The organism is Pedococcus sp., assembly GCF_036554925.1.
Classification (GTDB): domain Bacteria; phylum Actinomycetota; class Actinomycetes; order Actinomycetales; family Dermatophilaceae; genus Pedococcus_A.
In genome coordinates this window covers 1-12,116 of sequence record NZ_DATBMI010000197.1, presented here as the reverse complement: position 1 = coordinate 12,116, position 12,116 = coordinate 1, and the positions used below count along the sequence as shown (strand labels likewise).

The window sequence follows — 12,116 nt, the reverse complement described above, 5'->3', positions numbered from 1 at the left end:
ACGAAGTAGTGCGAGATGTAGCCCTTGTCGAAGCGCATGCCCTCGGTGAGCTCGAGCTCGAGGCCGAAGGTGTTGGACTCCTCGACGGTGATGACGCCTTCCTTGCCGACCTTGTCCATGGCCTCGGCGATCATCTCGCCGATCTGGGGGTCAGCGGCGGAGATCGAGGCGGTGGAGGCGATCTGCTCCTTGGTCTCGACGTCCTTGGCCATCTCGAGCAGCTGCGAGGAGACGGCGTCGGTGGCCTTCTCGATGCCGCGCTTGAGGGCCATCGGGTTGGCGCCGGCCGCGACGTTGCGCAGGCCCTCCTTGACGAGGGCCTGGGCGAGCACGGTGGCGGTGGTGGTGCCGTCGCCCGCGACGTCGTCCGTCTTCTTGGCGACCTCCTTGACGAGCTCGGCGCCGATCTTCTCGTACGGGTCGTCGAGCTCGATCTCCTTGGCGATCGAGACACCGTCGTTGGTGATCGTGGGGGCGCCCCACTTCTTCTCCAGGACGACGTTGCGGCCCTTCGGGCCGAGGGTGACCTTCACGGCGTCGGCAAGGGTGTTCATGCCCCGCTCGAGACCGCGGCGAGCCTCTTCATCAAAAGCGATGATCTTGGCCATTCGGGTGGTTCCTCCCACGCGAATCGTGTGCGGCGGCCTCGCGGTGCCCGCGACGGACGACCCGGTTCCCGTGGCTCACGTCGCACACGTTCCCCGGACCTCACGTTGAGGCCATGATTGTCACTCTCAGGCTGAGAGTGCTAACGCTCATTATTGGCACTCTCCACCGGAGAGTGCAAACGACCCCGAGCACCGTATGCCGCCCGCTCGCCTCCCCGGCCCCGCTCCCCTCCCCCGCAGTCCGCGGCCCTCCCGTCCCGCCGCGACGCATTCGCGACATTTCGGCCCGCAAACGCCTCCCGGGCTGCCAGCATCTGTCCATGACCGCAGCCGTTCCGCTCGAGCACGACCGCGAGTGGTACCCGCATCTCACGCCCTGCCCCGCGTGCGGGGCCGCGCTGCCCACCGGCGACTCCTTCACCACCTGGTGCCACGACTGCGACTGGAACGTGAACGGCGGCAACCCCGTGGAGCCGCGGCAGCACACGCTGCTGTCGGGCTGGCGCCGGCGCATCACCGACTGGGCCGCCACACGGGTGTACGCGGGGCTGGCGCAGCGCCCGGAGGCCGTGACGGCAGGGCGTGCCCACCGTCTCGCGGTGACCCTCGCCGTCGCGGTGCTCGTGGGGGTGGGGCTGCTGCTGGCGGCCGCGATCGCCTTCGCCCTCTCCCTCCAGGGCGTCCCCCGGGTGGTGGCGCTGGCCCTGCTGGCCCTCACGGTCTGGTTCTTCCTCCCAGGCCGCGGCCGCCCCGACCCCCGCTGCCTCACAGTCGACCCGGTGCAGGCGCCGGAGCTGCACGAAGCGGTCGCGCGGCTTGCGGACACACTCGGTGCGCAGCCTCCGGACGCCATCCGCGTGGACACGTCGTACAACCTCGCCGTCCTGACCCACGGCGCGTTCTCCCGGCCCGTCCTCGTGGTCGGGCTGCCGCTGTGGACAGCCATGGCCCCGGAGCAGCGCCTGGCCGTCATCAGCCACGAGCTCGGCCACCTCAAGCGTCGGGACCTGAGGACCCGTCGCCTCATCGGTCTCGCCCAGGACCTGATGTGGGGCACCGCCGACCTGCTGTGGCCCCGCCGGACGTCCGAGGACGGCGGCACGGGGGCAGAGCTGCTCGTCCTGGCCACCGGCGCGATGCAGCGCGTGGCTGCCCTTCCCTTCATCGGCGTCGCCCTGGTGCTCGATCGGGCTGACGCCTCGGCACGGCAGGAGGCGGAGTACCTGGCCGACCGCTTGGCTGCGCGCCTCGCCGGGACGAGCGCAGCCGTGTCGGCACTGGCCTCCGTCCTGGGCCCGGAGCCCGGGCAGGTGGCGGCGTCGGCCGCCATGCGGCGGGGCGAGGACCCGTGGCAGCCGCTGCGGGAGGTCCGCGGCCGGCCGCAGCGGGAGATCCGGCGGCTGGCCCGGGTGGGTGAGCTCGTGGGCCATCGCTCCGACGACTCGCACCCCCCGACGCACCTGCGCATCCGCCTGCTCGAGGAGTGCGGACCCGTCACGGGCCGGGCTCCCGGCATCGATGCCGCCACCTGGGCCGCCATCGACAGGGAGCTCGAGCCGTTCCGGCGCGAGCTCACCCCGCAGTTCGTCGATGACCTGTTGGAGGCCTAGGGACCAGCCGCCAGCGACGTCGCACCGGCGTCAGGCAGGGTGCCCGGCCGTCCTGCGCGGGACCTCCGCCCCGCCGAGCGATGGCGCGGCGGTCAGTCCTCCGAGGCGTCGATGACGCAGAAGCGGTTGCCGTCCGGGTCCTCGAGGACGACGTAGTCGTGGGGCTCCTCGGGGTAGGGCCAGTCGTGCACCCGCCGGGCGCCGAGGCCGACGAGGCGCTCCACCTCCGCCTCCTGGTCGCGGGCATAGAGGTCGAGGTGCACGTGGGGGACGGCGTCGGGGCGGGTCTCGCCGAGGTTGAGCGACAGGTTCGGCGCCACACCGTACGCCCCGCCACGGCGCGGGCGGAGGATGGCCCAGTCGTCCTCGACGGGGTAGCGGGGCACGTAGTCGAGCGCCGCCGACCAGAACCGGGCCGCCGCCCGCACGTCGCTGACGTTGACCACGACCGACCCGATGCGCACGACGCTCACCCGAGGAGCACCTCGCGATGGCCCTCGGAGGCGGTGAAGCCGACCCGCTCCACCATCGGCCGGGTGTGCGGCCCGGCCGTCATCGCGACCCGCTCGTACCCCTCGGCCCGCGCCCACCCCACGGCGGCCCTCAGCAGCTGCTCCCCGACGCCGACGCCGCGGTGGCCGGGCCGCACGAAGAAGGTGTCGACGTGGACGGTGCCGCCCCCGCCGGCTCGTCCGGGCCAGGGCAGCGGGCGCACCGCGAGCGCCAGGAGGTAGCCGGCGTGCTCCTGACCCACCTCCGCGATCCACGCCGGACGCTGCGTCACCTGCGCGGCCCAGGCCCGCGCGAACCGGTCCAGGAAGCCCCGCTCCGGGGTGGCTCCGCGGTGCAGGGCGCACTGCAGCGTCAGGGCCGCGACGACGAGGGCGTCGTCGGCTCCGGCCAGGCGGATGCGGGCCTCGCTCACGAGCGGAAGTCAAGCACGCGCGCCCGGTGCGTGCGCGGCATACCGCGCGCGTCGGAGACCTGGCGGGTTACAGCTGGATGCCCAGGCGCTTGGCGGACCGGGCCCGCTGCCGCGAGGCGCGCAGGCGGCGCAGCCGCTTGATCAGCATGGGGTCGGCCTCGAGGGCTGCCGGGTTGTCGATCAGGGTGTTGAGCACCTGGTAGTAGCGGGTCGCGCTCATGTCGAACAGCTCGCGGATCGCCTGCTCCTTGGCTCCGGCGTACTTCCACCACTGCCGCTCGAAGGCGATGATCTCGCGGTCGCGGTCGCTGAGCCCCGTGGTGGTGCTGGTGTGCCCCTGCTCGTGTGCGGCGTTCACTCTCGACACTCGACCCTTCGACGTTGCCGTGTTCCCCCGTGTGCGAGGGCAACTATACGGACCGAATCACAGCCTTGTCATTCCGCTCTGGGAGACTCGCCGTCGTGTGCTGCGCGTCCGGCCACACCCGTCACAGCAGCCCCACGGCACGGGTCGGGTGGGGCGGGTCAGGGGTGGCGCGGGTCAGGGGTGCGCGGGGCAGGGGTGCGCGGGCGGGTGGGGCGTTGGGCGGTGTCGCGCCCGAGGCGCGCCCGGCTCAGGCCATCGTGTCCAGGATCGCCGTGATGTCGTCCTCCGAGGTCTTCGGGTTGACGATCGCGAACCTCGTCAGCGTCTCGCCGTCGTGCGACGTGGGGACCACGAACGCGAACTCCTCCGCGAGGAGCCGGTCGGACCACTCCTGGTACTGCTGTGGCGTCCAGCCCAGCCGGCGGAAGACGACCACCGACAGGTCCGGCTCGCGCACGACCTCGAGGTAGTCGCGCCGACGGATCTCGGCCTCGGCGAAGCGGGTCACCTCGAGGGTGCGCTCGACGGCCTCGCTGTAGGCCCGGGTGCCGTGCGTGGCCAGCGAGAACCAGAACGGCAGGCCCCGCGCCCGGCGGGTCAGGCCCACCGCGTAGTCGGTGGGGTTCCACTCGGGGGCCTCGGTGAGGACGTCGAGGTAGGAGGCCTTCTGGGTGTGCGCGGCGCGGGCGAGCGCGGGCTCGCGGTAGAGCAGGGCGCAGCAGTCGAAGGGTGCGAACAGCCACTTGTGCGGATCGACGATGAACGAGTCGGCGAGCTCGATCCCCTGGTAGCGGTGACGGATGGAGGGCGCGGCGAGCCCGGCGCCGCCGTACGCGCCGTCGACGTGGAACCAGATGCCGAACTCCCGGCACACCGCGGCCACGGAGGCGAGGTCGTCGATGATGCCGAAGTTGGTGGTGCCGCTGGTCGCGACCACCGCGAAGAAGGTCTCGGGTCCGTGCTCGAGCAGAACCTCGCGGAGCCGGTCCCCGGTCAGGCGCCACTTCTCGTCGACCTCGACACCGACCATCTCGGCGTCCATGACCTGGCAGGCCGAGTCGATCGAGGAGTGCGCCGCCTTCGTGGCGGCAACACGCCAGGGACGGGCACCGGCACCGGCCCGGCCCTCCTGGGCGGCCCGGGCCCGGGCGGTCTCGCGCGCCGACACCAGCGCGGAGAGGTTGCCGACGGTGCCGCCCGGGACGAACACGCCACCGGAGGTGGCCGGGAGCCCCGCGAGGTCCGCGATCCAGCGCAGCGCCTGGTTCTCGGCGTAGACGGCCCCCGCCCCCTCGAGCCAGGAGCCGCCGTAGATCGAGGAGGCACCCACGACCATGTCGAACATGGCGGCCGCCTCGGTGGGGGCGCAGGGGATGAAGCTGAGGTAGCGCGGGTGGTCGGTCGAGATGCACGCCGGGGCGAGGTCCTCCTCGAACAGCTTCAGCGCCGCGAGGCCGCCCATGCCGTCCGGCGTGATGGTCTGCCCGGCGGCCCGGTCGAGCTCCTCCTCGCTGCGGGGCCGGTCGAGGGGGACCGGATCGAGCTTGAGGCGGTCCTCGGAGTAGCTGAGGATCGCCTTGCCGAGGGCGTGGAGGGACTCGTCGCTGAAGCCGTGCACGGCGAGGAGTCTAGAACCCCGGTGAGGGTCTGGATGCAGCCGAGGCGGGCAGCAGGACCTCCCGGAGGCCGTGCGCGTCGTCGACGACCGCCACCGGGTCGACCGCCGCCAGGGGCTCCCGCAGGCCGGCGCCCCAGGTGACGCCGACCGCGGCCATGCCCGCGGAGCGGGCAGCCTCGAGGTCCACCGTGGCATCGCCGATGTACACACACTCCCGGACGTGCGCGCCCAGGTGCCGCGCGGCATACAGGAGGGGCTCGGGGTGCGGCTTGTGCCGGCTGGTCTGGTCCTGGCCGGCGACGACGGGGATCGCGTCGTCGAGGCCGAGCACCCTCAGGCCGAGCTCCACGGTCTCCGCCTTCTTGGACGACACCACCCCCAGGCGGGCCCCTGCCGCGGCCAGGTCGGCCAGCAGCTCCTCGATGCCCTCGACGGGCCGGATCAGGTCGTCGTGGTTGGCGAGGTTCCACTCGCGGTAGACCCGCAGCATCTCCTCCGCGTGCGCGGGGTAGCGCTCCTCCAGCACGGCGAGCAGCGGCCTGCCGATCCACGAGCGGACCTCTCCCTCGTCGGCACGCAGCCCGGCCACCGTCTCGAGCGCGTGGCGGTAGGAGGCGACGATGAGCGGGATGGTGTCCCCGAGGGTGCCGTCGAAGTCGAACAGCACGACGGGCCAGCGGGGAGAGCTCATGGGGCCAGCCTAGGCAGGCGCCACCCCGAGCTCCTCGAGCAGCACCACGATGCGGCGCCGGATCTCGTCACGGATCGGGCGCACTGCCTCGAGCCCCTGGCCGGCCGGGTCCTCGAGCTCCCAGTCCTCGTACCTCTTGCCCGGGAAGATGGGGCAGGTGTCGCCGCAGCCCATCGTGATGACGACGTCGGACTCCCTGACGGCCTCCGTGGTGAGCACCTTCGGCACCTCGGCGGTGATGTCGATGCCCTCCTCCGCCATGGCTGCGACGGCCGCAGGGTTGACCGAGTCGGCCGGCGCCGACCCCGCGGAACGGACCTCGACCGCACCGCCTCCCAGGTGCGCGAGGTAGGCCGCCGCCATCTGCGAGCGTCCGGCATTGTGGACGCAGACGAACAGCACGCTCGGCCGCCCGTCGGCGTCGTGGGTGAGCGGCGTTCCGGCCCTGGTCCCGGTGGTGGCGGCGGGGGTGCTGGTCTCGGTCATCGGCTCTGGCCCTCCAGGATCTCGTTGAGCAGGGTGCTGACACGGCTCTCGATGTCGTCGCGGATCGCGCGCACGACCTCGATGGGCTGACCGTGCGGGTCGGCCACGTCCCAGTCGAGGTAGCGACGGCCGGGCAGTACCGGGCACGCGTCGCCGCAGCCCATGGTCACGATGACGTCCGCCGCGTGCACCACGTCGTCGGTGAGCGGCTTGGGGAAGGCCTCGCTCAGGGTGATGCCGCGCTCTCGGAGCACCTCGACGGCCAGTGGCTGGACCTCGCCGGTGGGCCGGCTGCCAGCCGACCGCACGTGGACGCGCCCGCCGGAGAGCGCATCGGCGAGTGCCGCCGCCATCTGCGAGCGGCCGGCGTTCTGGACGCAGACGAAGAGGATCTCCGGGGTCGTCTTGGCGACCAGGCCCTGACCCTGCGCGATCGCGAGCAGCCTGTCGCGCGCGAACCGCTCCACCAGCAGCGGGAGGAACTCGGGAAGCCGGTTGGTGGGCTCGAGCAGGCGCCGAGTCTCCTCGACGGCGCGCTCGACCGTGGCGCGGGAGAACGTGCCGTCGTAGCGGTAGGCCAGGTCGTCGACGATGGTGGCGTACCGCGCCGGTGCCACGGGCGACCGGGGGGCGGGATCACTGCGGGTCATGGCGGGCCTCGCGGGTGGGGGCGGGACGACGACGCGCCGGCGGCACGTGGGCCGGGGAGGCGTGGGTCGACGGCGCCGCCGAGGTGGTGGAGGGGACGACGAGGGCGATCGCGGCCAGCCCCACGGCAGTGCCGACGGCCTGGGCCACGAGGAAGCCGGGCACGGAGCCCGGCTGGATCCCGGAGAAGGTGTCGGTGAAGGCGCGGCCGAGCGTCACGGCCGGGTTGGCGAAGGAGGTCGAGGAGGTGAAGAAGTAGGCGGCGAGGATCCAGGCAGGGACGAGCAGCGGCGCACGGTCGCCACGCCCGGGCTGGCTCACGAAGCCGACGACCATGATGAGGCCGGCCGTCGCGACCACCTCCCCCAGCCACAGGCCGGCCCCAGTGCGCTCGGTGCCCGACAGGTGCCAGGCGGGCAGCCCGAACATGAGGTTCGCCAGCGCGGTACCGGCCAGCGCCCCGGCGACCTGTGCCGCGGCATACGCAGGCACGTGGGCCCACGCGAGGTCGCCTCGCGCGGCGACGGCCACGGACACCGCGGGGTTGAAGTGGGCGCCGCTGACGGGCCCCAGGGTGGCGATGAGGACCCCGAGCGCGGCCACGGTGGCCAGGGCGTTGACGAGCAGCTGCAGCGCGACGTCCTCGGTGAGGTTCGTCGCCATGACCCCCGACCCCACGACGGCGGCGAGCAGGCCGAGCGCGCCGACGAACTCGGCCGTCAGGACGCGGATGCCGGGGTTCAGCAGCACGCCGCCTCCTGCCGGGGGGCACTCCCCGCCCCCTCGGCGACGCCGGGGGCCGCGGTGCAGCAGGCTCCGTCGTTGGGGCCGGGCTGCAGCACGTCGAGCGACGCGGTGGCAGGACGAGCGTCGGCGGGGTTGTCGTCCTTGACGGTGTAGACCTCCCAGGGCGCGCCGGCAGGGTCGTGGACCCAGACCTTGTCCTGGAGGGCGTAGCAGCAGGTGGTGTCCCGCTCGTCGAAGGCGGCGAGCCCCGCCTCGCGCAGCCGGGCGGCACCCGCCTCGACATCCGCCGTGCTGTCGACCTCGACACCGAGGTGGTTCAGGGCCTGGGCCGTGCCGTGGCCACGCTGGTCCTCGGGGACCTGGATCAGGACGAGCTTGAGCGGCGGGTCGGCGACGGCGAAGTTGGCGTAGCCGGGACGGCGCTTGTGCGGCTCGACGCCGAAGAGCGTGGAGTAGAACGCAACGGACTTCTCGAGATCGGCCACGTTGAGGGCCAGCTGGACACGCGACACCGCTACCACTCCTTGATCGACTATCGTCAATGCAGGAAGTCAATCGACCGTATCGATGTTTGTCAATACAGTCCGGATGAACACAGGAGGAACCGTGGCCGCGTCCGAGCTCCGCCAGGCGGCGCCGACCGTCGCCTGCTGCGGCATGTCCGCCACCACGGTCATGGACCGTTCGGAGGCCGAGGCCACCGCGGCGCTGCTCAAGGCCGTCGCCGACCCCGTGCGCCTCCAGCTGCTCAGCCTGATCCGCGCCGCCGACGGCCACGAGGCCTGCGTCTGCGACCTCACCCCCGCCGTCGGGCTCTCCCAGCCCACGGTGAGCCACCACCTCAAGATCCTGACCGAGGCCGGCCTGCTGACCCGCGAGCGTCGCGGCACCTGGGCGTGGTTCAGCATCGTGCCGGGCCGCCTCGAGGAGATCGCCGGGATCTTCCGCTGACCCACCTCCCGCTGACCCACCTGCCGCTGACCCACCTGCCGCTGACCGACCTGCCGCTGACCGCCCCGCTGGCCGCCCCGCTGGCCGACCTCCCGCTGGCCACGGCCAACCGTGTGCGGAGGGCCCACCGCGGGTGCGGACCTCGCCGGCCGACGCCGCGGGTCTCTGGATAGTTTGACCCCATGCCCACCGCACGACCGCTGGCCGACCTGGTCCACCCCACCTGGGCCACCGCGCTCGAGCCGGTCGAGGAGACGCTCGTGGGGCTCGGCGCCTTCCTCCGCGAGGAGCTCGCCGCAGGGCGCGGCTACCTTCCCGCCGGCGGGCACGTGCTGCGGGCCTTCGAGCACCCGCTGGACGACGTGCGCGTCCTCATCGTCGGCCAGGACCCCTACCCGACCCCGGGCCACGCCGTCGGCCTGTCGTTCTCCGTGGCCCCGGACGTGCGGCCCATCCCGCGCAGCCTGCAGAACATCTACGCCGAGATGGCCACCGACCTCCGTCTGCCCACGCCGAGCACGGGAGACCTCTCGCCGTGGGCCGACCGCGGGGTGCTGCTTCTCAACCGGGTCCTCACGGTGCGCCCCGGCAGCCCGGCCAGCCACCGTGGCAGGGGCTGGGAGAGCGTGACCGCCCAGGCGATCTCGGCGCTGGTGCAGCGCGGCGGCCCGCTCGTCGCCATCCTCTGGGGTCGCGACGCCCGCAACCTGGCGCCACACCTCGGCACGACGCCCCTCATCGAGAGCGCCCACCCCTCGCCCCTGTCCGCCCGCTCCGGGTTCTTCGGCTCACGCCCGTTCAGCCGCGCGAACGAGCTGCTCCGGAAGCAGGGCGCCGAGCCGATCGACTGGAGCCTGCCGTGACCAGCCAGAGCCGCGAGCTGCCCGAGGCCACCCACCTGCCCGAGCCGGGGCTCACCTGGCGGCGCTACGTCGCCATCGGCGACTCGTTCACCGAGGGGATGTCGGACCCGGACCCGGGCCGGCCCGGGCACTTCATCGGCTGGGCCGACCGGCTCGCGGCACACCTGGCCAGGCTGGCCGGCGAGGCGGGGCACGAGTTCGGCTACGCCAACCTCGCGGTCCGCGGCAGGCTGCTCGCCGACGTGACCGGCCCCCAGCTCGACGCTGCGCTCGCGCTCGCGCCGGACCTCGTCTCCATGGTCGGCGGCGGCAACGACATCCTGCGCCCCAAGGCGGACCTCGACGCCATCGCGCAGAACCTCGAGACGGCCGTGCTGCGCATCCAGGCCACTGGTGCCGCCGTCCTCCTGGCCACCCCGGTCGACCCGGCCGACGCGCCCCTGATCCGTCACCTGCGCGGGCGCCACGCCATCCACACCGCCAACATCTTCAGCATCGCGCAGAAGCACGGCTGCTACGTCATCAACCAGTGGGGCCTGCACGCTCTCCGGGACTGGCGCCTGTGGGCGGAGGACCGGATCCACATGACCAGCGAGGGGCACCGCCGGGTCGCGCTGAGCGCGCTGTCAGCGCTCGGGCACAGCACCGACCACACCGACTGGACCACCCCCCTGCCCCCTCCCCCTCCGGTCGGCCGTCGCGCGGCGGCCGGCGCCAACGCGGCCTGGGCCCGGACCCACCTGGCGCCCTGGGTCCAGCGCCGGCTGCGGGGCGAGTCCTCCGGCGACGCCGTCACCGCCAAGCGACCGTCGCTGCTGCCGGTCGAGCCGCCGGGCACCTCGCCGGCCGACTGACGGAGCGCAACCCTGCACAGATCCGCACCTGCGGATCTATGCTGAGTTCTGTGACGCAACTGCGCATCTCTGAGGCGGCCGCCCTGCTCGGCGTCTCCGACGACACGGTCCGCCGCATGGTCGACTCCGGCAGACTCCCTGCCGCCAAGGACACGTCGGGTCGCCTGGCCGTCGCCGGCGCGGACCTCGCCGCGATCGCCCAGGAGATCGCCGCACCGGCGCCCGTGGGCAGTGTCGCGGACGAGTCGGCCCGCAACCGGATGCGCGGCATCGTCACGCGGGTCCTCAAGGACACCGTGATGGCCCAGGTCGAGATGCAGGCTGGGCCCTTCCGCATCGTGTCGCTGATGTCCGCCGAGGCCGTCGACGAGCTGGGGCTGGAGGTCGGATCGGTCGCCGTGGCCAGCATCAAGTCCACCCACGTGATCGTCGGGGTGCCGGCGTGAGCGGCCCGCGGGCCCGCCGTTCCCTCGCGTGTGCCGCAGCTGCGGGTGCGCTGCTCCTCGCCTCGGCGTGCGGCACCGGAGGCGGGAGCGAGGCGGGCCCCGGCGGCTCCGCGGAGACCGGTGGTCAGGTCGCTGACCGGGGCGGCAGGGTGGTCGTGCTCGCGGCTGCCTCACTCACCGAGCCGCTCACCGCACTGGCGCGCGACTACGAGGCCGACCACCCCGGAGTCGACGTCGCGCTCAGCTTCGGGTCGAGCACCACCCTCGCCCAGCAGGTGGCCGAGGGCGCTCCCGCCGACGTGGTCGCCTTCGCGGGCACCAAGGCCCTGGCGTTCCTGCCGGAGGATGCCGACGGCCGCGGCGGTCGGACGACGATCGCCCGCAACACCATGGAGATCGTCACCCCACCGGACAACCCCGGGCGGGTGGCCACACTGGCCGACCTGGCCCGCCAGGACCTCGACGTCGTGCTCTGCGCCTCCACGGTGCCGTGCGGTGCCGCCGCCGACGAGGTGGTCGCCAAGGCCGGGGTCGCCCCCCACGTCGTCTCACGCGAGGTCGACGTCAAGGCCACCCTGGCCAAGGTGCGGCTGGGAGAGGCCGACGCCGCGCTCGTCTACCACTCCGACGTGGTCTCCGCCGGCGACGCCGTGCGGGGAGTGGCGATCCCCGCCGGCCAGAACACGACCCTGGACTACCCCCTGCTGTGGCTGAACGGCCGTGAGCACACGGTCGGGTTCGCCCGTCTCGTGGGCAGCGGCAAGGGGGTCGCGGCCCTGACCGCTGCCGGCTTCCTCGCCCCATGAGCGCGCACCCCCGTTCCGCGGTGGGGACCAGCCGGGTCGGGCTGTTCGTGCCGGCCGGCCTCGCTGTCGCGCTGGTCGCCGTGCCGCTGGTGGCGCTGCTGCTGCGGGCGGACTGGCGCGGCCTGCTCGGCCACCTGGCCGACCCGGCGGTGGTCCCGGCGATCCGGCTCTCCCTCATCACGACATCCACCACGGTGGCCCTCGCCGTGCTGCTCGGCACGCCGCTGGCGTGGCTGCTCGCACGCTCCCACAGCCGGCGCGCCTCGTTCCTGCGCGCCGTGCTCACGGTGCCGCTGGTGCTGCCACCGGTGGTCGGCGGTGTCGCGCTGCTGATGGCCTACGGCCGGCGCGGCGTCGTCGGCGCGCCCCTGCTCGACCTCTTCGGTGTCCGGCTGCCGTTCACGCCCGTCGCGGTGGTCCTCGCCGAGCTCTTCGTGGCGATGCCGTTCTACATCATCGCCGTCGAGGGAGCGATGCGCGGCGTCGACCCGCGGCT

At 73.2% G+C, this 12,116-nt stretch carries 17 protein-coding genes; 7 read left to right on the top strand and 10 right to left on the bottom strand.

Translation table 11 applies throughout. From position 1 onward, the window contains the following. The coding region (locus VIB11_RS15430) for a TCP-1/cpn60 chaperonin family protein (protein ID WP_332032307.1) at positions 1 to 608 on the bottom strand (608 nt) is incomplete at its 3' end. Positions 609 to 928: 320 nt separating this feature from the next. Here VIB11_RS15430 and VIB11_RS15425 point away from each other — a divergent pair. Then, the gene (locus VIB11_RS15425) at positions 929 to 2,218 is read left to right on the top strand and encodes a M48 family metallopeptidase (protein WP_332032305.1); all 1,290 of its coding nucleotides are present in this window, start codon (positions 929 to 931) and stop codon (positions 2,216 to 2,218) included. Positions 2,219 to 2,310: 92 nt separating this feature from the next. Here the strand turns inward: VIB11_RS15425 and VIB11_RS15420 are convergent, their stop codons facing one another. From VIB11_RS15420 to VIB11_RS15380, 9 genes are all read right to left on the bottom strand, one after another. Beyond that, positions 2,311 to 2,691, bottom strand: a complete 381-nt coding sequence (locus VIB11_RS15420) for a VOC family protein (RefSeq protein ID WP_332032303.1) — start codon at positions 2,689 to 2,691, stop codon at positions 2,311 to 2,313. After that, positions 2,688 to 3,143 carry a GNAT family N-acetyltransferase gene (locus VIB11_RS15415; protein ID WP_332032301.1) on the bottom strand — a complete coding sequence of 152 codons (456 nt, stop codon included), beginning with the start codon at positions 3,141 to 3,143 and terminating at the stop codon, positions 2,688 to 2,690. Before VIB11_RS15415 ends, VIB11_RS15420 begins: the two co-directional genes overlap by 4 nt. Before the next feature lie 67 nt (positions 3,144 to 3,210). Then, positions 3,211 to 3,501, bottom strand: a complete 291-nt coding sequence (locus tag VIB11_RS15410) for a DUF3263 domain-containing protein (protein ID WP_332032299.1) — start codon at positions 3,499 to 3,501, stop codon at positions 3,211 to 3,213. Positions 3,502 to 3,757: 256 nt separating this feature from the next. Further along, entirely contained in the window at positions 3,758 to 5,128 is a 1,371-nt protein-coding gene (locus tag VIB11_RS15405; protein ID WP_332032297.1) for a pyridoxal phosphate-dependent decarboxylase family protein, read from the bottom strand. 10 nt (positions 5,129 to 5,138) lie between these two features. Continuing rightward, complete coding sequence (locus tag VIB11_RS15400) at positions 5,139 to 5,819, bottom strand: HAD-IA family hydrolase (RefSeq protein ID WP_332032295.1); 681 nt, start codon at positions 5,817 to 5,819, stop codon at positions 5,139 to 5,141. Positions 5,820 to 5,828: 9 nt separating this feature from the next. Further along, complete coding sequence (locus VIB11_RS15395) at positions 5,829 to 6,182, bottom strand: arsenate reductase ArsC (RefSeq protein ID WP_332032313.1); 354 nt, start codon at positions 6,180 to 6,182, stop codon at positions 5,829 to 5,831. Positions 6,183 to 6,301: 119 nt separating this feature from the next. Beyond that, entirely contained in the window at positions 6,302 to 6,922 is a 621-nt protein-coding gene (locus tag VIB11_RS15390) for an arsenate reductase ArsC (protein ID WP_332032293.1), read from the bottom strand. 19 nt (positions 6,923 to 6,941) lie between these two features. Continuing rightward, positions 6,942 to 7,703 carry an aquaporin gene (locus VIB11_RS15385; RefSeq protein WP_332032292.1) on the bottom strand — a complete coding sequence of 254 codons (762 nt, stop codon included), beginning with the start codon at positions 7,701 to 7,703 and terminating at the stop codon, positions 6,942 to 6,944. Then, on the bottom strand, positions 7,694 to 8,212 hold the full coding sequence (locus tag VIB11_RS15380) for an ArsI/CadI family heavy metal resistance metalloenzyme (protein ID WP_332032290.1): 519 nt from the start codon (positions 8,210 to 8,212) through the stop codon (positions 7,694 to 7,696). Before VIB11_RS15380 ends, VIB11_RS15385 begins: the two co-directional genes overlap by 10 nt. A 76-nt stretch (positions 8,213 to 8,288) precedes the next feature. On the opposite strand from VIB11_RS15380, the gene VIB11_RS15375 reads away from it, so the two are divergent. From VIB11_RS15375 to VIB11_RS15350, 6 genes are all read left to right on the top strand, one after another. Beyond that, positions 8,289 to 8,651, top strand: a complete 363-nt coding sequence (locus VIB11_RS15375; protein ID WP_414695858.1) for an ArsR/SmtB family transcription factor — start codon at positions 8,289 to 8,291, stop codon at positions 8,649 to 8,651. 182 nt (positions 8,652 to 8,833) lie between these two features. Then, complete coding sequence (locus tag VIB11_RS15370) at positions 8,834 to 9,514, top strand: uracil-DNA glycosylase (RefSeq protein WP_332032288.1); 681 nt, start codon at positions 8,834 to 8,836, stop codon at positions 9,512 to 9,514. Positions 9,515 to 9,612: 98 nt separating this feature from the next. Then, positions 9,613 to 10,368, top strand: a complete 756-nt coding sequence (locus VIB11_RS15365) for an SGNH/GDSL hydrolase family protein (RefSeq protein WP_332032309.1) — start codon at positions 9,613 to 9,615, stop codon at positions 10,366 to 10,368. A gap of 50 nt (positions 10,369 to 10,418) precedes the next feature. Next, entirely contained in the window at positions 10,419 to 10,814 is a 396-nt protein-coding gene (locus tag VIB11_RS15360; RefSeq protein ID WP_332032286.1) for a TOBE domain-containing protein, read from the top strand. Next, positions 10,811 to 11,620 (top strand): molybdate ABC transporter substrate-binding protein, encoded by an 810-nt coding sequence (modA, locus tag VIB11_RS15355; RefSeq protein WP_332032284.1) that lies wholly within the window; start codon positions 10,811 to 10,813, stop codon positions 11,618 to 11,620. The genes VIB11_RS15360 and modA overlap by 4 nt, the downstream gene beginning before the upstream one ends. Then, positions 11,617 to 12,116, top strand: a 500-nt coding sequence (locus VIB11_RS15350) for a molybdate ABC transporter permease subunit (RefSeq protein WP_414695857.1), incomplete at its 3' end; no start/stop codon positions are given. The genes modA and VIB11_RS15350, both read left to right, overlap by 4 nt.